The sequence below is a fragment of the Eilatimonas milleporae genome, assembly GCF_003688555.1.
Classification (GTDB): Bacteria; Pseudomonadota; Alphaproteobacteria; order Sphingomonadales; family Kordiimonadaceae; genus Eilatimonas; species Eilatimonas milleporae.
The window spans coordinates 94280-112208 of record NZ_REFR01000012.1; the positions used below are offsets into that span (position 1 = coordinate 94280).

General features: G+C 54.3%; 16 protein-coding genes and 1 pseudogene. 10 read left to right on the forward strand and 7 right to left on the reverse strand.

Annotation, left to right across the window (positions count from 1 at the left end):
- Positions 1–23: 23 nt before the first annotated feature.
- A complete protein-coding gene (locus BXY39_RS11735; protein WP_121939084.1) occupies positions 24–1637 on the reverse strand; it encodes an acyl-CoA carboxylase subunit beta in 1614 nt (537 codons plus the stop codon).
- 3 nt (positions 1638–1640) lie between these two features.
- Positions 1641–2546, reverse strand: coding sequence for an SDR family oxidoreductase (locus BXY39_RS11740; protein ID WP_121939085.1), 906 nt, complete (start codon positions 2544–2546; stop codon positions 1641–1643).
- A 99-nt stretch (positions 2547–2645) separates the two neighbouring features.
- Between BXY39_RS11740 and BXY39_RS11745 the strand changes: the two genes are divergently transcribed.
- The 6 genes from BXY39_RS11745 to BXY39_RS11770 all read left to right on the forward strand — a co-directional run bounded on the left by BXY39_RS11745 (position 2646) and on the right by BXY39_RS11770 (position 7944).
- Positions 2646–3278: a TetR/AcrR family transcriptional regulator gene (locus BXY39_RS11745; RefSeq protein ID WP_121939086.1), complete on the forward strand. Its 633-nt coding sequence runs from the start codon at positions 2646–2648 to the stop codon at positions 3276–3278.
- Between the two features lie 100 nt (positions 3279–3378).
- A complete protein-coding gene (locus BXY39_RS11750; RefSeq protein ID WP_211332220.1) occupies positions 3379–3987 on the forward strand; it encodes a trimeric intracellular cation channel family protein in 609 nt (202 codons plus the stop codon).
- A 143-nt stretch (positions 3988–4130) separates the two neighbouring features.
- Entirely contained in the window at positions 4131–4640 is a 510-nt protein-coding gene (locus BXY39_RS11755) for a PAS domain-containing protein (protein ID WP_170163801.1), read from the forward strand.
- Between the two features lie 11 nt (positions 4641–4651).
- Entirely contained in the window at positions 4652–5356 is a 705-nt protein-coding gene (locus tag BXY39_RS11760; protein WP_147453559.1) for a hypothetical protein, read from the forward strand.
- A gap of 129 nt (positions 5357–5485) precedes the next feature.
- Positions 5486–7360 (forward strand): PHA/PHB synthase family protein, encoded by a 1875-nt coding sequence (locus BXY39_RS11765; RefSeq protein WP_170163802.1) that lies wholly within the window; start codon positions 5486–5488, stop codon positions 7358–7360.
- A 101-nt stretch (positions 7361–7461) separates the two neighbouring features.
- Complete coding sequence (locus tag BXY39_RS11770) at positions 7462–7944, forward strand: hypothetical protein (protein WP_281270013.1); 483 nt, start codon at positions 7462–7464, stop codon at positions 7942–7944.
- Here BXY39_RS11770 and BXY39_RS11775 read toward each other — a convergent pair.
- The 4 genes from BXY39_RS11775 to wrbA all read right to left on the reverse strand — a co-directional run bounded on the left by BXY39_RS11775 (position 7889) and on the right by wrbA (position 11051).
- Entirely contained in the window at positions 7889–8797 is a 909-nt protein-coding gene (locus tag BXY39_RS11775) for a DMT family transporter (RefSeq protein ID WP_342779456.1), read from the reverse strand. The genes BXY39_RS11770 and BXY39_RS11775 overlap by 56 nt on opposite strands.
- On the reverse strand, positions 8794–9624 hold the full coding sequence (locus tag BXY39_RS11780; protein WP_121939093.1) for an alpha/beta fold hydrolase: 831 nt from the start codon (positions 9622–9624) through the stop codon (positions 8794–8796). The genes BXY39_RS11775 and BXY39_RS11780 overlap by 4 nt, the downstream gene beginning before the upstream one ends.
- Positions 9624–10229 (reverse strand): VOC family protein, encoded by a 606-nt coding sequence (locus tag BXY39_RS11785; protein WP_121939094.1) that lies wholly within the window; start codon positions 10227–10229, stop codon positions 9624–9626. Before BXY39_RS11785 ends, BXY39_RS11780 begins: the two co-directional genes overlap by 1 nt.
- A 168-nt stretch (positions 10230–10397) precedes the next feature.
- Positions 10398–11051 carry an NAD(P)H:quinone oxidoreductase gene (gene wrbA / locus BXY39_RS11790; RefSeq protein ID WP_121939095.1) on the reverse strand — a complete coding sequence of 218 codons (654 nt, stop codon included), beginning with the start codon at positions 11049–11051 and terminating at the stop codon, positions 10398–10400.
- Positions 11052–11385: 334 nt separating this feature from the next.
- On the opposite strand from wrbA, the gene BXY39_RS11795 reads away from it, so the two are divergent.
- A complete protein-coding gene (locus BXY39_RS11795) occupies positions 11386–12210 on the forward strand; it encodes an IclR family transcriptional regulator domain-containing protein (RefSeq protein ID WP_121939096.1) in 825 nt (274 codons plus the stop codon).
- A 93-nt stretch (positions 12211–12303) separates the two neighbouring features.
- Here BXY39_RS11795 and BXY39_RS11800 read toward each other — a convergent pair whose 3' ends face one another.
- Positions 12304–13095 carry a citryl-CoA lyase gene (locus tag BXY39_RS11800; protein WP_121939097.1) on the reverse strand — a complete coding sequence of 264 codons (792 nt, stop codon included), beginning with the start codon at positions 13093–13095 and terminating at the stop codon, positions 12304–12306.
- Between the two features lie 276 nt (positions 13096–13371).
- Here BXY39_RS11800 and BXY39_RS11805 point away from each other — a divergent pair, with 276 nt between their 5' ends.
- The 3 genes and pseudogenes from BXY39_RS11805 to BXY39_RS11820 all read left to right on the forward strand — a co-directional run bounded on the left by BXY39_RS11805 (position 13372) and on the right by BXY39_RS11820 (position 17879).
- A complete protein-coding gene (locus tag BXY39_RS11805) occupies positions 13372–14499 on the forward strand; it encodes a CaiB/BaiF CoA transferase family protein (protein ID WP_121939098.1) in 1128 nt (375 codons plus the stop codon).
- A gap of 89 nt (positions 14500–14588) precedes the next feature.
- Positions 14589–15240, forward strand: a pseudogene (locus BXY39_RS20040) (transposase).
- Between the two features lie 452 nt (positions 15241–15692).
- Positions 15693–17879 carry a TonB-dependent receptor gene (locus BXY39_RS11820; RefSeq protein ID WP_245999106.1) on the forward strand — a complete coding sequence of 729 codons (2187 nt, stop codon included), beginning with the start codon at positions 15693–15695 and terminating at the stop codon, positions 17877–17879.
- The last annotated feature ends 50 nt before the right edge of the window (positions 17880–17929 follow it).

A 17929-nucleotide genomic window follows, 5' to 3' on the forward strand; every position in this document is an offset into this window, starting at 1 on the left:
TCGTGTTTTCCGCGTGCAGACCTCTAAAAGCGGGCAATCCCGAATGTGTTGGGCCTAAGCGTCCGTGCCTCCGCCTCGGCGCACAGGTCCAGCACCGTGATCAGAACACGCCGCGTGTCGCGCGGGTCGATAATGCCGTCGTCCCACAGGCGCGCGCTGCCATAGAGCGCCGTGGACCGCGTATCCATTTGCTCTGCCGTCATTTTCTCAAGTGCGGCGAGATTTTCGCTGTCCGGTTCCATCCCCATGCGCCGGGCCTTTTCCTCGCCGACGATGCGCAGAACCATCCCGGCCTGCGCACCGCCCATCACGGCTGTACGCACATTGGGCCATGAAAAGACGAAGCGCGGATCGACACCGCGTCCGCACATGGCGTAATTGCCCGCGCCATAGCTGCCGCCGATATGAACGGAGATGCGTGGCACGCGGGCGGTCGTGACCGCCTGGATGAGTTTGGATCCGTGTTTGACAATGCCGCCGGCCTCCGCCTCGCGCCCCACCATGAAGCCGGTGGTGTTGTGCAGAAAAAGAAGCGCGACACCCGCCTGATCGCATAGCTGTACGAATTGCGCCGCTTTTGTCGCACCGTTCGGGGTGATGGGGCCATTATTGCCGATAATGCCCACGGCATGGCCCGCGATGCGCGCATGACCACATACCGTGCCGCTGTCATAGTCCGGTTTAAAGTCCAGAAAGTCGGAGCCGTCCGCCAGCCTGGCGATGACATCCCGCACATCATAGGGTGTTTTCAGATCCGCCGGGACAATACCGATCAGGTCATCCGTGTCATAAAGCGGGGCGTTGAAATCGGCGGGTGCCGTATCGTCCACACGGTCCCATGGCAGGGCCGTCATGACATCGCGCGCCATGCGGATGGCGTCCGCATCGTCCTCGGCCAGATATTCCGCTATGCCCGTTACCTCGGCGTGGAGCGTCGCGCCGCCAAGTTCCTCTTCGCCCGCGATCTCTCCGGTCGCGGCTTTAAGCAGGGGCGGCCCGGCCAGAAACACGCGGGATTTGCCCCTTACCATGATCACATAATCGCTCAATCCCGGTTGATAGGCCCCGCCTGCCGTGGAACTGCCGTGCACCACGGTGATTTGCGGAATCCCGGCGGCGGACAGCCGTGCCTGATTGGCGAAGCTGCGTGCGCCTTCGACAAACATATCCGAAACATGTTCCAGATTGGCGCCACCGCTTTCCATGAGAGAGACGACCGGCAGTTTGTTTTCCATGGCGATGGCCTGAAGGCGCAGGCATTTCTGCAAACCGGATGGGCTGACCGTACCGCCCTTGACCGCGCTGTTATTGGCGATGACAAGCGCGCGTATACCGCTGACATAACCAATTCCGGCGATATAGCCACCGCCTGCGAGTGTGCCGTCCTTGTCATCATACATACGGTACCCGGCCAGCGCGGACAGCTCCAGAAACGGGCTGCCTGGGTCCAAAAGACGCGCCAGACGTTCCTTCGGCAAAAGTTTGCCGCGTTTGTCGAAGAGAGGCCGGGCCTTTTCCGCCGCCGCCATTTTTTTGGCCTCAATGTCCGCAATAGCATCCATGTGTGCCTGCATTGCGGCTGCATTCTCGGCAAAACCCTGCGTACCGGGTGCGATATGGGAGGTCAGAACCGGCACGGACTAGCCCTCGCTCTCGGACAGGACTTTGGGTGTGATCGCACGGTGAAAGCCTTGATAGCTCTCGCTGTTGGTGGCCTTTAGCATGGGCCAGAGCGGGGAATGGAGGCTGCCGGCGCCGTCCACCCGCAGGCTGGCACCGGAAATGAAGTTTGCGCCTTCCGACAACAGGAAGATGACGGCACTGCTGATTTCCGCCTCTGTGGCGAGCCGGCGCAGCGGTACATACTGGTTCAGTTTGGGGATCAGCGCTTTCACCGCCGGATTGTCATAGGTGTCAAGACCGGAGGAAGCGACCCAACCGGGCGCGACGGAATTGATGCGGATGCCATATTGCCCCCACTCCACCGCCGCTGTTTTTGTGAAATTGTCGCATGCCGCCCGCGATGCCCCTGAATGGCCCATGGTGGGCATCCCGTTCCAGAAATCAGCGGTGATATTGACGATGGCGCCACCGGTTTTCTTCATCGAACGGGTGACAAGCTCCCGCGAAACGGTAAAGGCTCCCACCACATTGGTGCGCATGACCGTCTCAAAGCCCTTGGTGCTGATGGCCTCCAGCGGGGCGGGAAACTGACCGCCCGCACAATTGACAAGGCCGGTGACGGGCATGTCGTTCAGGACGATGGCGGTCATGGCCTCTTTCACGGCCTCTTCGTCGCGGATATCGAAGGCATGGCTTTCCACCATGCCGCCATCCTCGACAATTTCGGCCTTGACCGTATCCAGCTTGTCCTGTTTTCGGCCGGTGATGATGACATGTGCGCCCAGGGCGGCCAGCTCGTGCGCAATGCAGCGCCCAATGCCGCTGCCGCCGCCGGTGACAAGGACTTTCCTGCCTTTGAAAAGGGTCTTCCGGAAAACGGAATGATACCTGTTTCCGTTTGCGTCTGACTGTGGATCGCTCATGCTGTTCCTGCCTCCCCAAACAGCGGCTACATGTAAGGAACGCTACCCAAGCAAGCGCTTGGTTGTCAACATGAGCCGGACTTCGTACTATCGGTTTTTATGGGCAAGACACATTTTTTCTCGGAACTCCCGGACGAACAGATCAGCGCCGCACGCGCGCGGATTCTTGAAGCGGCGCTGGCCCTTTTCCACGAAAAGGGTTTCGCCCGCACGACCGTACGCGACATCGCCGCGCAGGCAGGTATCTTATCCGGCAGTCTGTTCCATCACTTCGCCACCAAACAGGAAATTCTGTTTGAAGTCATGCGCCTGACAACCAAGGCGCTGGGCCGTCGTGCCGTGGCCGCCGTACGGGGTATCGCAGCCCCCGAGGATCAATTAAAGGCACTTGTGTTGTGCGAACTGGACGCTATCCACGGCGAAGGTATCCATGCCTCGCGGGTTTTGGTGGACGAATGGCGGGATCTTGAACCTGAATACCGCGAACACATTCTGACGGAACGCGAGGTATATGAGGAAGTCTGGCGTCAGGTGCTGCAGGGCTGCGCGGTCAGGGGGCTTCTAAAGGGCAGGCCCCCCATTGTGCGTCAGCTGTTGCACGGCGCCCTGGCCTGGACACGCACGTGGTTTTTGCCGGGCGAACCTTTGTCCCTGGTTGAACTGACGGATGAGGTTTGCGCCTTGGCCCTCCGCGGTGAAATCGAAAACCTGTCTGTGAAGGCCCTCACCTGACCGCACAGGCGGACATCTCGCCCTGCTTTCGGTGTTTGAAGGGTTGAACCGCAGGGCAGGGCATTTTATGGCAGAACGGTTTCCCACGCGGATATGCGGTGTGACCTTGGATTTAATCGCCTTATTCGATCTGTTCGGTGTTTTTGTTTTTGCCATCAGTGGTGCGCTGGCGGCGGTTCGCAAGGACATGGATATTTTCGGTGTGACGATGATCGCCCTGTTTCCAGCGGTGGGCGGCGGAACGTTGCGGGATATCATTCTTGACGTACCTGTTTTCTGGGTGGTGGACACGACGCCTGTCTGGGTGACATTTGCAGCCGCCGTTATCAGCTTCTTCCTTTCTCCCCTGTTGGAAAGCCGGTTGCGGGTTTTGATCTGGGCGGACGCCTTTGGCCTCGCGCTTTTTGCCGTACTGGGGGCGGGCAAGGCCCTGGATGCAACAGGCAGTGTGCTGATCGCGGTGATGATGGGTGTCGCCACCGGTGTTGTCGGCGGCATGATCCGCGATGTCGTCTGTAATGATCTGCCCCTTGTCCTGCGCAGGGAGATCTACGCAACCGCCGCCTTTGCCGGCGCGGGCACTTTCTGTCTGCTGCGCGGCTTGAATGTCCAGGAAGATATTTCCTTGTGGGTAAGCGTCGCGGGTGCTTTCGCCGTCCGTGCGGCCGGTATTCTGTTGGGGTTGTCCCTGCCGCGTCCACCTCGATAAGGGGGCAGTGTCACCTGCGCCAAACGCGGATATGTCATGACAAGCGACATGCTGAGATAAAATTGGTCTGATTGCGTCAATTTCCTAAATCCGGCTGTTTATTTTAAGGCTTTTTTTATCGCTTGGATTCTATGGAATCAGTCATGGATGATACTCGGACTATAATGGATGACGCCTTCCGTGACATGGTCACGGATTTCAGTTCCGATGATGTGCACTGGGATGGCGGTAAACGCCTTCTGGCATGGTGGCTGGAGCATGCCGAAGCAAAGGGACTGCCGTCGCGGTCGGACTTTTCCCCTGCCTATATGCGACATTATTTACCGACGCTGATCATGCACGATGTCGATAAACGGCAAATTCGGCCGGATTATCGTATCAGGCTCTGTGGGATGGGGTTTCGCGATTACATGGGGTTTGATCCCACCGGCAAGCCGCTTGACGATATCCCCGGAACAGCGATGATGCGTTTGCGCTATGACTGGTTGTGCAGGAACAGGAAGCCATATATGTGCGTGCGCCTTCCCCTGGATTGGGGGCAAAATCAACGCATCTGTTATTCCACCCTGGTCTTGCCCCTTGGCGAGGATGACCGCGTCACCATCATCATGGCATCGGTGTATTTTCATCACTGCATAGACGGTCAATGCTGAATTATATCAGGATGGCAGGGATTGCGTTTGTCGGTTTCGCACTGGCATCTGCGGCTATCGCCGAAGGAGGGGCGGGGAAAGCACCGGTCCATTTCTTCACCCATGGCGACACGCGTCTTGCGAAGTTGGAGCCCGGCGGTGAATTGCGGGGCAAAGCCGTGGGCCTGATCGGCTGTATGATGACGGCTGTCGGTGTGCCGTATGATCTGGAGATCGCTCCCATGTCCCGTTCCAGCAGGATTACCGACAGCGATTCCCACAATGTCTGGGTGCCGGCCGCGCACGATGGTGACGACAGCCGACTGGCCCGTATGATTGGCCCGTTCGATACCATTCCGGTCTATTGGTATTTCCGCGATGGCGAGATGTATGACCCGTCCTCTAAGACCTTCAGGACTGAGGCACTCGTGACGGCCTATCAAGGGTCCCATCTTGAAGCGTATCTGCTCGAAAATGGCTATCGGTTCAGACAGGGCAGCGCGCATCACGCTCAACTGCTTTATTTTCTGCTCAATCACGATGTCGATGCCATATTGTCGGTGGATTTTACCCATATGCTGTCGTCCCGACAGCGCGCGGAAGCTTTGGACCGGGTGAATATTCTGCATTGGGGCAGCCGTGACGTCAGCATGTTGGCCTCCGAAGGGCTTTACCGCGACCGCCCCGGATTGGTGGACGACATGCGGGTGGCCCTGGCCGGTTGTTCAGCCGGCTGAAATATGAAATCTTCATGAAAATTTGCTGATCGGGTCAAACCTTAGATTTAGATCAAATCATTTTTCGTCCGGCTTTGTTTCCTTGGCGTCCGAAGGGCGTTTGCGGCAATGCAACAAAGGAAGCATGGCATGAATGTGTATGAACCGGTTGACGTTGGATCCGGCAGCTTGTCCGGAGCGAAGTCTGACAAATGGTATGAAGGCGGCGGGTCTGATACCGATCATGCCAAAGTTCAGAAAAAGACCCCGCTGGCACCGGCTTGCACAGATATGAAGGGCGCCGGGACCGGCGATCTCGATCTGGAGATTTTCGACAGGCTGATCCGCGCATGGCTGAGCAAACCGGCAGGCGGCTTGTCGCCGCTATCCATCGCGGCTGCGGGTGTGGACTGGGGCGCGCACATGGCCGTCAGCCCGGGCAAAATGATGGAATTGGCTGTCAAAGGTGCCGATATGGCACTGGATTTGGCCGCGTTCAATGCCAGGGCCATGGGGTGCTTGTGTACGCCTTCGCAAAGCAGTGTGCGGGATCGGCGGTTTTCCGAACCCGGCTGGCAGTGCTGGCCTTACAGCCTGATGGCGGAAACCAGTATCAAGGCACAGGAATGGTGGTCCAGCGCCACGCGCGATGTCCGGGGGGCCAGCCCGCATCATCTGGATATGGTGCACTTTTTTGCACGCCAGTGGCTGGACATGATTTCACCGTCCAATTTTATTCCGACCAACCCGGTTCTGACACGCAAGACCGTCGAAACCGGCGGTGCCAACCTGATCAATGGGTGGTCGCACTGGATGGCCGATGTGATGGATTATGCGACCGGCAAGCCGCCCGCACCGAAAAACGGTTTTATCGTCGGCAAAACCATGGCGACCACGCCGGGCAAGGTGGTCTACCGCAACAATCTGATCGAACTGATCCAGTATGAACCTGTCACCGACACGGTGAAGAAAGAGCCCATTCTGATCGTGCCGGCCTGGATCATGAAATACTATATTCTCGATTTGTCGCCGGACAATTCTCTCGTTGATTACCTGCGGCGGCAGGGACACACGGTCTTTATCCTGTCCTGGCATAACCCGACAGCCGAAGACCGCGATATCGGCATGGCCGATTATCGTCAGCACGGTGTCATGGCGGCAATCGATGCGGTGTCGGAGATCACCGGCGGCGAGAAAATTCATGCGACCGGATACTGTATCGGCGGAACCCTCCTGTCCATTGCCGCCGCGGCCATGTCCCGTGACGGCGATGACAGGCTTGCCAGTCTCAGCCTCTTTACCACCCAGCTTGATTTTGAAGAGGCCGGCGAACTGCTCTATTTCATCGACCACAGCCAATTGTCCCGGCTGGAGGATCTGATGTGGGCGCAGGGCTATCTGAAGGCGGAACAGTTGTCCGGTGCCTTCAATTTGCTGCGGTCCAAGGATCTTCTATGGTCGCGCCTGACGCAAGAATATCTCAAGGGCGAGCGTATGCCCATCAATGACTTGATGGCCTGGAACACCGATGCAACGCGTATGCCTTATCGTATGCACAGCGAATATCTCCACTGGCTCTATCTCGATAACGATCTGGCGCGGGCCCGCTATATGGTGAATGGGCGTCCCATTGCCATCTCCGACATCAAGGCGCCGGTCTTCAGCGTCGGGACCGTGAAGGACCATATCGCGCCGTGGCGTTCCGTATACAAAATGCATCTTTACGCCGATACCGAGATCACTTTCGTGCTGACCAGCGGCGGTCATAATGCCGGTATCGTCAGCGAGCCGGGACACCCCAGACGCACCTATCAGGTGGCAACAAAGCAGGATGCTGAAATCTACATTCCACCCGAAGACTGGCAGGCGAATGTTCCGGTCAAAAACGGATCGTGGTGGCCGGAATGGGTTGCCTGGCTGGATAAAAAATCCAGCGGTGAGAGAGTTCCGGCACGCAAGCCCGGCACCGCCAAAAACCACAAGGCAATCGCGGATGCACCCGGCACATATGTCTTTGAACGCTGATCCCGCCTGACTGGCAGGAACATCGCATGACAAAACAGGAAACGGGCCCTGTATGGGCCCGTTTTCGCTCACCTCCGTTGATCAGGTGGAAATGAACCACAATCAGACCAAATCCAGAACACGTTTATTGGGTACAGACCCTAGAACGTGAATGTACCATCTTCGTCACGCATATCGCGATGCGTGACTTGCCGGATATCGTTTTAAAGGTGGATATTCTCGTGGTAGCCACACGCCACGCCCACCCCGCACGCGGGGAGTGGGTCAAGCTTGGCGCTATAGCGATTGATGTTGGGATTAACCGCATCGGCGAAGGTGACGAACGAACGCTCGTGGGCGATGTGGCGATTGTCGAAATGGGCCATGTTGGCGCTATAACACCGGCACTTGGCGGTGTGGGGCTCATGACTATCGTATGCCTTCTAAAGAATACGCTGCGCGCGGCCTATCGTCCGCGTTTCGGGCAGGTCGAACCCATCTCCACAGTTTTGGTATTTGAGGCACAAGATGGGCGCTATGTGACTGCGCTTATGCGCTGGTTTTTTGGTGTTCGCGCCAAGCAACCAAGAGCGCTGCGCCTATGATGAGCGGCGCGCCGACCCACGTTGCCGGTGTCGGAAGCTGCTCAAAGACTATCCACCCAAACAGCGTGGCCCAGATTAAGCCGGAATAATCCATAATGATGACCGTTGATACCGGCGCAAACCGAAGAGACGCTGTGAGCACCAGTTGGCCGAAAAGGCCAAGCAAAGCGAGGCCAAAAAGAATACACCAATCGCCAACATCATGAGGCGTTGCAACAAAGGGCAGCACCAGTGCAAACACGGGCGCTGTAAAAACGCTAAAATAGAAAACGATTAGGAACGGTTCCTCTGATATGCTTAAATTCCTGATTTGAATTGAAATCAGCGCGATCATGAAAGCGCCGGCCAGCGCGACACTCGCGCCACTGAGAGAAATGCCGCCTGCGCCCGGCTTTGCGATGGCAAGAACGCCAACAAACCCGATGAGGACGGCGCCCCATCGCCAGTACCCAACGTTCTCTTTCAGAATGACTGCCGACAAGATGACAGCCCAAAAAACCGTCGTGAAATTAAGTGCTGTGGCTTCGGCAAGGGGAAGCAGCGTAACAGCGGCGAAGTTCAAACTCATACCGACCATCCCGTACATCGCACGCCGGGCATGGGCACCCAGCCTTTTGGTGCGTAGGCGGGGCCATTGGCCTTTGAGGAGCAGCCATATGAGAACGAAAGGAATCGTTGGCAGCTGGCGCCAAAAAAGGGATTCAACTATGTGGATTTCGCGCTCGCCAGCGAGTTTGATCAACACATACATGCCCGACATGACCGCGATAGCCAACAGCCTTAGAGCGATGGCTAGGAAGGGACGGTGAACTATCTTATCGACGGGGCCCCCACCGTTTTGAGCGTTTTTTATATCGAAGACCCTGCAGAGAGTTGCGTCTTCGCAAAAGAAGCAAGTTCTGCGTTAAAGCGATCCGGCGACGTCAAAAACATAGCGTGGGCGTCATCGGGATAGAGAGACGCTTTTGCATTTGGCATGTGTTGCTCAAGACGGGTTGCAAGCACGGGCAAGCTTAAGCCATCGCGCTCTCCGTGCGAGATGAGTGTTGGAACGTCTACTTTAGCAAGTTGGTCATCATAATCGATTGTGCGTTCCCGCAAGATTTGGCGAACTTGCCTAGAGGTTGCAGATACCGATTTTTCAAGCGCTGCGCGCAGCTTTGGATCGGTATCGCCGTCGAGGCCCGCTTCAATATATTCCACTTCCGCAGCGGATCGGATCGCAGTGTCGTGACTATACATCCGTTCCATTGTCTCATGGCCCGGCCCAATCGCTTCTGGAATAGAGAGTGTCCCTGCCGCTACAAAGTTGATGCCCGCTAGACGCGTGGTTCCGCAATGGCGAATATAGTCATTAATGATGCGGCCACCATAGGACCAAGCAACGGCAACTGCCCTATCCGCGCCGACGTAATCCAAAACGCTTGTGATATCACCAGCCCACCTGGCACCGTCCGTGTAAGCGCTGTCGCCTTCAGGTTTATCGGATTCGCCGTGGCCTCTGTTGTCGAAACATACGAGACGAAAACTGTTGATTAGAGTTGGATCTGTCACTTGCCGAATCCATAGCTCTCGGCTCATACAGAAGCCATGGATTAAAAGGATGACGGGAGCATCCGTGGGTCCATACACATCTATCGCCAGCCGAACGCCGTCGGCAGAAGATACAAAACTCGACATTACTTTGAGGTGGCTACAGTTTTGAGATAGTCGGTTTTGACCTTTTGCCAATGATCCATATCCGCGTTGATGTCGCGCTCTTTGTCGGCAAAATAGCGTTCTGTTTCCGGAACATTGGTGGTGATCTCAACGCACAAACCATTGGGGTCATGGAAATAGATGGAGCGGCAGTACCCATGGTCGGCAACGATTAATTCAAGCCCTGCGGCTTCAACCTTCTCTTTAAAGCGATCAACTGTGGCTTGATCCTTTACGCGGATAGCAATGTGATGTGCCCAGAAATCGTAGTTCTTATAGGTCTCGCCTGTGCGTTCAAAATGAGCAGGGAAATCGAAGAACGCAAGCCATGAGCCATCTGCAAGCTCAAAATACAGATGGACATATGGCGTTGGCTCTTTTGTATACGGGTCTTCCATTTCGACGACGGCTGCAACGAGCGGTAACTCGAGCAACTCCTCGTAAAATTTGCGCGTTGTTGCTGCGTCGCGGCAACGCCAAACATGATGATGCAGCTTTTGCAGCGGCGTTTGTTCCCGCCGCGCGTTGAGCTGTACGCGTAGGTCTTCAATGGGAGTTTCTGACGGCTTCCAAAAGGCCAGTGTCATGAGGAGCACCTTTTTCGTTAATCGACAAGTTTTTCGATATTCGGATTTTAGTCAACTCTCAAGATGTGTCAAGAAAGAACACACCAAACGTTCTCATCCATGATTGCATCTGTTGCCTTGAGAAAGCATGCGCTGACGCATGAACCATTTCTGTCGGTGTAAGGAGCTCTATTGGACGGTCTTGGAGCGTACTGTTTGACCGGCGACCATAGACAAAGCCAGGTCGGCGACGTGTCGACCCTGCCACTTGGCTATAGCAAGCTCGTTCGCAGTTGGTAGGCGTGATCCATCGGCAGCGGACACTGTTGACGCACCATAGGGCGTGCCGCCGGATACTTCATCCAAGTTTGTCAATCGCTTCTCGCTATATGGGACGGTGGCGATGGTCATGCCAAAGTGCATGAGATTTATGAGTATCCCAAGCAGGGTTGTCTCCTGTCCCCCGTGTTGACTGCCAGTGCTAGTAAAAGCAGCTCCGATTTTTCCCACCAGCGCGTTAGACGCCCAAATTGCTCCGGTCTTGTCGAAAAAACTTGCCATCGGGCCGGCCATGCGGCCATAGCGCGTCGGAGACCCGACAATTATAGCGTCATAGGCGGGCAGGGTGGCCATTTCGATCACAGGCACTACTCCAGCCTTGGTGCGATTGTGGTCGCTGGTGTCAGGCACGCGGCGCACGTCGACCTGCGCACCCATCTCACCTACACCTTCTGCAACACCCTCTGCCAATGTTGCAGTATGTCCATAGCAACTATAATAAAGCACGAGTACCTTCGCTGTACTGTCATGATATTGATCGCTGTCGTTCTGTGTTTGTGCCACGAACTGTCTCCATTTTGTTGTGTTGGCTGATTTTTTGCGTGCAACTCTGCTTGCGTTGTCATGACTGCTTGTTGGCGGTCCACAACATCAATCAATGAAAATTATTTTGAAAATTGATTTCGCTTCATTAGAGTATTGGCCTTGAGCTTTCTGGAAGGTCTCCGCTGTTTTCATCTGGTTTCACGTTGCTAAGTGGCCGATTTTAGCTGCAGTCTCCGTCAACTGAGCCCGGTGGGTCAGGCCGGATCAGTGCATTTCATCATGATGAAAGACAGCATTTCTTTTTAAATCGAAGAAAATTTCACTATACGAAATTATTGAGGAGTACAAGGGCATGGCAAAGAAGGCGGTCATGGAAACAAGTCAACCAGAACCGCGCCGGGAGAGCATGGGCGGTCTGGAAAGAGGGCTTCGCGTCCTGCTGGCCTTTGATGGCGACGCGCCGTTTATGTCTTTGACTGATGTAGCGCAGAAAACCGGGCTTGCACCTGCGGTGGCCCGGCGATGTTTGCTTACGCTCCAAGATTTAGGGTTTGTCCATAATGACGATCGTCTGTTCCACTTAACGCCGCGGGTTTTGGAATTAGGGGCTGCTTTTTTGTCCTCTGCAAGTGTCGAAACACTCGTCGGTGATGCTTTACAGGCCTTTGCAGAGGAGACTAATGATTCGTCCTCTCTGACCGTTCTTCACGGTGATGATATTGTCTATTTAGCCCATGCTTCGGTTCGCAAACTCATGCGCCTTGAGGCACATGTTGGTAGCCGGTTCCCCGCTCACCCGACCTCGACAGGGCGTGTACTGTTTGCAGCTTTGTCAAATGACGATTTGGACTCTCGGCTTGCAAATATGAGCATTCAGGCGCTTACAGAAAAAACGGTGACGGACCGAAAGGAGCTTAGAGCCATAATGGAGCGGGCTCGCATTGACCAATATGCAGCTGTGGAAGATGAGCTTGCTTACGGCGTGGTGGCCCTGGGCGTGCCTGTTCGCAATCGGGACGGAAAAGTCATTGCTGCAATAAACAGCTCTGCGCATTCTAGCCAAATTAGCAAAGACCGACTTGTTGCGGAACGGTTAGATGATCTGCGCAAAATTGCTGACGAGATTGCAGAGCGACTCACTGCTTTTCCTGCACTTGAAAAAATGACCGAGATTTAATTCAGCAGCTTTTCGCTGAATCATCGTTTTTGAAGGCAAGCCTAAAAGGCGAAGGCCGACTTTCACGTATTGATTCCCGAAAGACCAATGTGTTTACAAGGTACCTTCGCCGTCATAGTCGATGGCTTTAGCCGCTTGCCCGGACATGATGAACCCTATGGAGCGCCTGCTTTCCTCTTGGAGATGACCAATCAACCCAGCAGTGCGTGCCAAGATTGATATCCCTTTAAGAGCTTCTCGCGGAAATCCGACATCTAACATGACCGCTGGAATGGCGCCACTGACATTGATCGGGAGAGGGCGGCCCAACACAGCCGGGATATGATCTTCAACAGCTTTGAGCGCTGTAATGTGTTTGTTTTCAATGCCATCTTCTTTCGCCATTGCAAGCAATAAATTAGCTCGCGGATCACCGCCAGAATGTTGTGGGTGGCCAAAACCAGGTATAGCTGCTTTCACCTTTCGTAGATCGACAACCGCTTTTTCTGCGACAGCATCTATGCTTTGCCCAGTCGTCTCAGCTTCAATCACAATGTCGCTGATGAAAAGCCCAGCCCGTTCGGAACTGCCAAGCACAACGGAACCGCAGCCCAAAAGTCCTGCCGCCACGGCACCTTGAAAGGCTTCTGGCGCTGCGGCATACGTCATACGTGAGGCAATAACGCTTGGAACGAGGCCGTGCTCAGCAATGGCCGCAAGTGTTGCGTTAGCATACCTCTTTTGGATTTCGGTCGGCTCTTCACCGGTGACGAGAAGCCAAAAATAACTCGTGAAGTCTATCTTTCCAATGATGTCTTCACAAAGATCGCGACCTCGCACCATGATCGTCTCGGCATTTGACGTCGATATAGCCGTAAAATTTTGCTCTTGCTTGCCAATACGCACTATTTTGCTTTTCCCTCTGCTCGCTGCTGTGCAGCATATTTCAAACTGGATCGTTGCGAACGGTCTTTGAGTTAGAGAAGCAAAAGCTCAGACCATCAATTCGCAAAACGAACTTGTTTTCGATATTAGAAGTTTCTATAGGCTTGTCAAACAGGATCGCTGAGAGATCGGTGGTCTTAAGCTGGGCGTTCTTTCGTGATGGCATTCATCGGTCTCGCTAAGGCCTTCGATGCCGGGGCGAATGGCGAGTGCGGTTACCCTTGGTAGGAGTGCAGTATGACGAAGATCTTGGAAAATGTGACCGTCTTGGAGATGGGGACGTTCATCACTGGTCCTGCTGCAGGTATGCTGTTGGCTGATCTTGGAGCGAATGTAATTAAGATCGAACAGCCAGGATCTGGCGACCCATTTCGATCATTCAAGGGCGGTCTATACAGCCCGCATTTCCAAACTTACAATCGAAACAAACGGTCGGTAACGCTGAATACAAAGCAGCCTGAAGACTTAGCCGCATTTGAAGAACTCATTAGTTCCGCGGACGTCTTTATTCAGAATTTTAGGCCAGGCGTCGCCCAAAGGCTGAATGTCGGTCCAGAGCGTCTCCGCGCACTCAATGACAGACTTGTTTATTGCTCTATTTCGGGTTTCGGGTCAGATGGCCCTGATCAAAAGCGCCCAGCTTTTGACAGCGTAGCCCAGGCATCAAGTGGTTTTTTAAGGCTGCTTGTTAATCCGGAACATCCGCGCGTTGTGGGTCCTGCTATCGGGGATGCTGTGTCTGGTTTTTATGCTGCTTTGGGTATTCTTGCTGCACTTACAGAGCGTACCAACACAGGTAAAGGGTGCTTGGTGGAAACATCCATGTTTGAGGCCATGTGCCACTTCAACTTAGATGATTTCACGCACTATTTCTCTGCCGACCAGGTAATGGGTCCCTACAGCCGTCCGCATGTATCGCAATCCTATGTTTTTGAGTGTTGTGATGGCGGGTGGATTGCCTTGCACATGTCGTCACCTCCGAAGTTTTGGGACAACTTAGCAATCGCAGTAGAGCAACCTGGCATGTTAAATCGTCCGGAATTTAAGGACCGGTTCGCTCGCATTGAACATTATGACGACGTCGTGTCGTTTCTAGCGCCCATATTTAGAAAGCGTCCCCGCGCGTATTGGACGGATAGACTGACAGACCTTGAAGTGCCCAATTCCGCGCTGAATACGCCGCAGGATGTTATTGATAGCCCGCAGGGTAAGCACCTTCAGCTTTTGGTCGAAACATCACATCCAGAAATGGGCACATTTCGAACAATTAGGCCGCCACTATCCTTCGATGGCCAGCGCAGGCTGGACGTTTTAGCCCCGCCAACATTAGGTGAACACAATAAAGAGATTTTGAAGCGAGACTAGAGCATTTTCCAACCTGATCGAGTCATTTTGGGTCCTATGTTGCGAGATTTGTGATTCATGATGATGGCTGGTGAGGGATGCCAGCGGCCATGGTCCAAGCCTTTTCCAATGATCTTCGAGCCTGGGTGATCGGGGCCGTTACTGAGCGACAATCGTGCTGTTCGGTTGCATGGATTTTCGGCGTTTCTCCGGCCACGGCGATCCGCTGGGTGGCCCAGTGACGCAAGACGGGCCTCATTGAGCCGGCTCGTCAAGGCGGCGACAATCGCTCGCACCGGTTGGAAGCCTATGGCGGTGAGATCATCGCACTGATCGAAGAGACGCAACACATTACCTTGGGCGAGATCGCCGCCCATCTGGAGAAGAACCATGGCGTGAAGGTGGTCAAGAACCGCATCTGGCGTCTGTTGGACCGGCGCGGCTGGACCTATAAAACCGCCCACGCCGCTGAACGGCAACGCGCCGATGTCCTGCGGCCTTCCTGGCTTATGTAGCGCACAGGTACTTGCCCCGACGCTGATGCCCGGTGACATCGTCATCACGGACAATCTGCCCGCCCACAAACCCGTCACCATTCGCCACGTCATAGAAGCCACGGGCGCGAAACTGCGTTTCCTGCCGCCATACAGCCCCGATTTCAATCCTATTGAGATCGCCTTCTCCAAGATAAAGGCGTTCCTCAAAAAGGCAGCAGTCTGCACCAAAGAGGATCTCTGGGAGGCCATCGCCCAAGCCATCTAAACCTTCACACTAGACCAATGCGTAAACTACTTCGCCGCAGCCTGATATGACTTCGAGTTATCGGAAAATGCTCTAACGCTGAGCCCCAGAAACCCGCCGCCTATTCTGGGCGTTTTCTGACTGGTTGCGACTTCGGTCTCATCGCATATGTTCATTTGTCCTTCGAAAAACTTCGGCTTAACCGGGCTCTTAAGTTGGCAACCGAGGAACCAAAAGATCTTGGTCATTGCGCCTCTCTTGGTTGGTCTTGACGTCAGTGGCACATTCGCACTTTTTGCCGGCTTTTATTGTGCCGGCCCAAATCATCTCGTAAAAAATATCAATAAATTCGTTATTCGAACTTGACTTCGATTTTCGAAACAATAAGCTCGGACGCTGACGCAGCATGATGGGTTGGTTCCGACGCAGATGTGTTGCGTGTTGCGCAGCAGGGATTAAAGGGGGGGATCCAAATGACCTGTCAGCTTCACTTACGGCGTATATTGATGGCTTCGTCCGTCATTGCTGCCGGGCTATCGAGCAACCACGCATTCGGTCAAACAGCTGACAATCCCGGATTTGTCGTGGAAGAAATCTTTGTGACAGCGCGGAAGCGGGCTGAGAGCCTGCAAGATATTCCGGCAGCGGTTGCGGCCTATTCAGAGACAACGATCCAATCCGCCGGCATCGAGCGCCCGTCAGACTTCATCAATCTTACGTCTAATGTTCAACTGGTTGAAACGCAAAACGCTGGCAACGCTTTTGTTGTCGTTCGCGGCATCTCACAGGCCCGAAACTCTGAACCCTCAGTGGCCGTCATCATAGACGGTGTTCAACAAGTCAATTCAGCGCAATTCAATCAAGAGCTGTTTGACATTCAGCAGATCGAAGTTCTGAAAGGCCCGCAAGGCGGACTGTATGGTCGCAATGCTATTGGCGGCGCCATCGTGATTAAGACCAAGCAACCTAGTGATGTATTGGAGGGACGGGTCCAGGCAGGGGTCGACAACGGCTTCGGCTATACCTTGCGTGGTGCGTTGAGTGGTGGACTGACGGATAACCTATTCTTTCGAGTATCCGGCTCACGCGTTGATACAAACGGATACATCCCTAACACCTTTTTGGGTGAGGACGCCGATCCATACGAAGATACGTCCTTCCGAGGGCGGTTGGTTTGGCAGGCTTCGGACAATCTGGAGATTGACTTAAGGGCATATGTTGGTCTGCTGCGGACCCAGTCCCTGTACTTCAACATCACGAATGACGTGAACGACACGAGTCTTCCTGTGCGGGTCAACAACAGAGGACAAAATGATCGGGATCTCTGGGGTACGTCGTTAAAGGTAACGTACGAAACAGACTATGGTACCCTGACGTCCGTCACAGCCTATGATTCCCTTGAGGAGATCTCCACCGGAGACGCCTTCGATTTTCTTCCCATCGAAGACTCTTTCTTTTTCGACCTCTTTGGTGTGGACTTTAACCAAAGCCAATTCACGGATGTCACTGCATGGAGCGAAGACATTCGGTGGACTTCGCCCGCAGACCGCAAGTTTCGGTATATCGTAGGCGCCTATTTTGTTGGCACCGATCGGTTCATTTCCACTGGGAACATGGTCGATTTGGGCAACGGGGTTTTTCCTGTCTTCCGTGAGCCCAGCACCAACCCGCTAAACCCGCAATCGACATTTTTGGCTGATGATCAAAATCAATTTGCATGGGCCGTATTCGCGAATACTTCTTATAGCATTCTGGATAACCTCGAAATTGATTTATCCCTGCGGTACGACAGAGATACACGGGAGAATACGACGCTGACACCGCCGGAGTTCTTGCCGAATATCCCAGGTTTCCCAGAAGCTGTGACCGGTGATGTACGTAAGCGTTCGTTTGACGATTGGCAGCCCAAAATTACCCTGACGTGGCAACCGACCCCGGATCTGACGCTATACGGAAGTTATGCCCGCGGTTTTCGTTCTGGCGGATTTAACCAAACCGGTGTCGGATCGGTTGCGGTCGCCAATGGGATCGTAGGCGTCAGTGATTTCTTTGAAGCGGAAACTGCCGACACGTTTGAGCTAGGTGCAAAGGCGGCGCTGTTTGATGGTCGTGTCCAGGCAAACATGGCAGCGTTCACGATCAATTCTCAAAACTCTTATTTCTTTGTTTTTCTAGCTGCTAACTCAACGCAGAATCTGGGAATTGTTCCTGAGGCGCGCATCCAGGGCTTTGAGTTTGATGCGACAGCTGCCCTGACCGACTATCTCCGACTCAATGTCGGATTTGGTTTCACGGACAGCGAAATCGAAGAGTTCGCCGACGCAAGCCGTATTGGCAATCAAGTCCCCCTTGTATCTCGCACCACGCTGAACGTGGGTTTGCAATACAACCAACCCATCGGCAGCACGGATTTGGAGGTTATCTTTCGCGCGGATTATCGGCGGACTGGCAAAACGTGGTGGGACGTCGAGAACTCAACCGTCCGCAATCCAGTGAGCTTGGTGGATCTGCGCGGTGGCCTTACGGGACCGAATTGGCGCGTTGAGGGATTTACGAAGAACGCTTTTGACGAGCGATATAATGCTGAATTCTCTCCTGGAGGTTTTGTCTTCAAAGGCCGCCCACGTGTGTATGGTGTTGACGTCACCTTTGACTTCTAGCCGGCTTTTTTCGTCCCCTTTAGGCTCATGACCTATTAATTTTTGGCCTT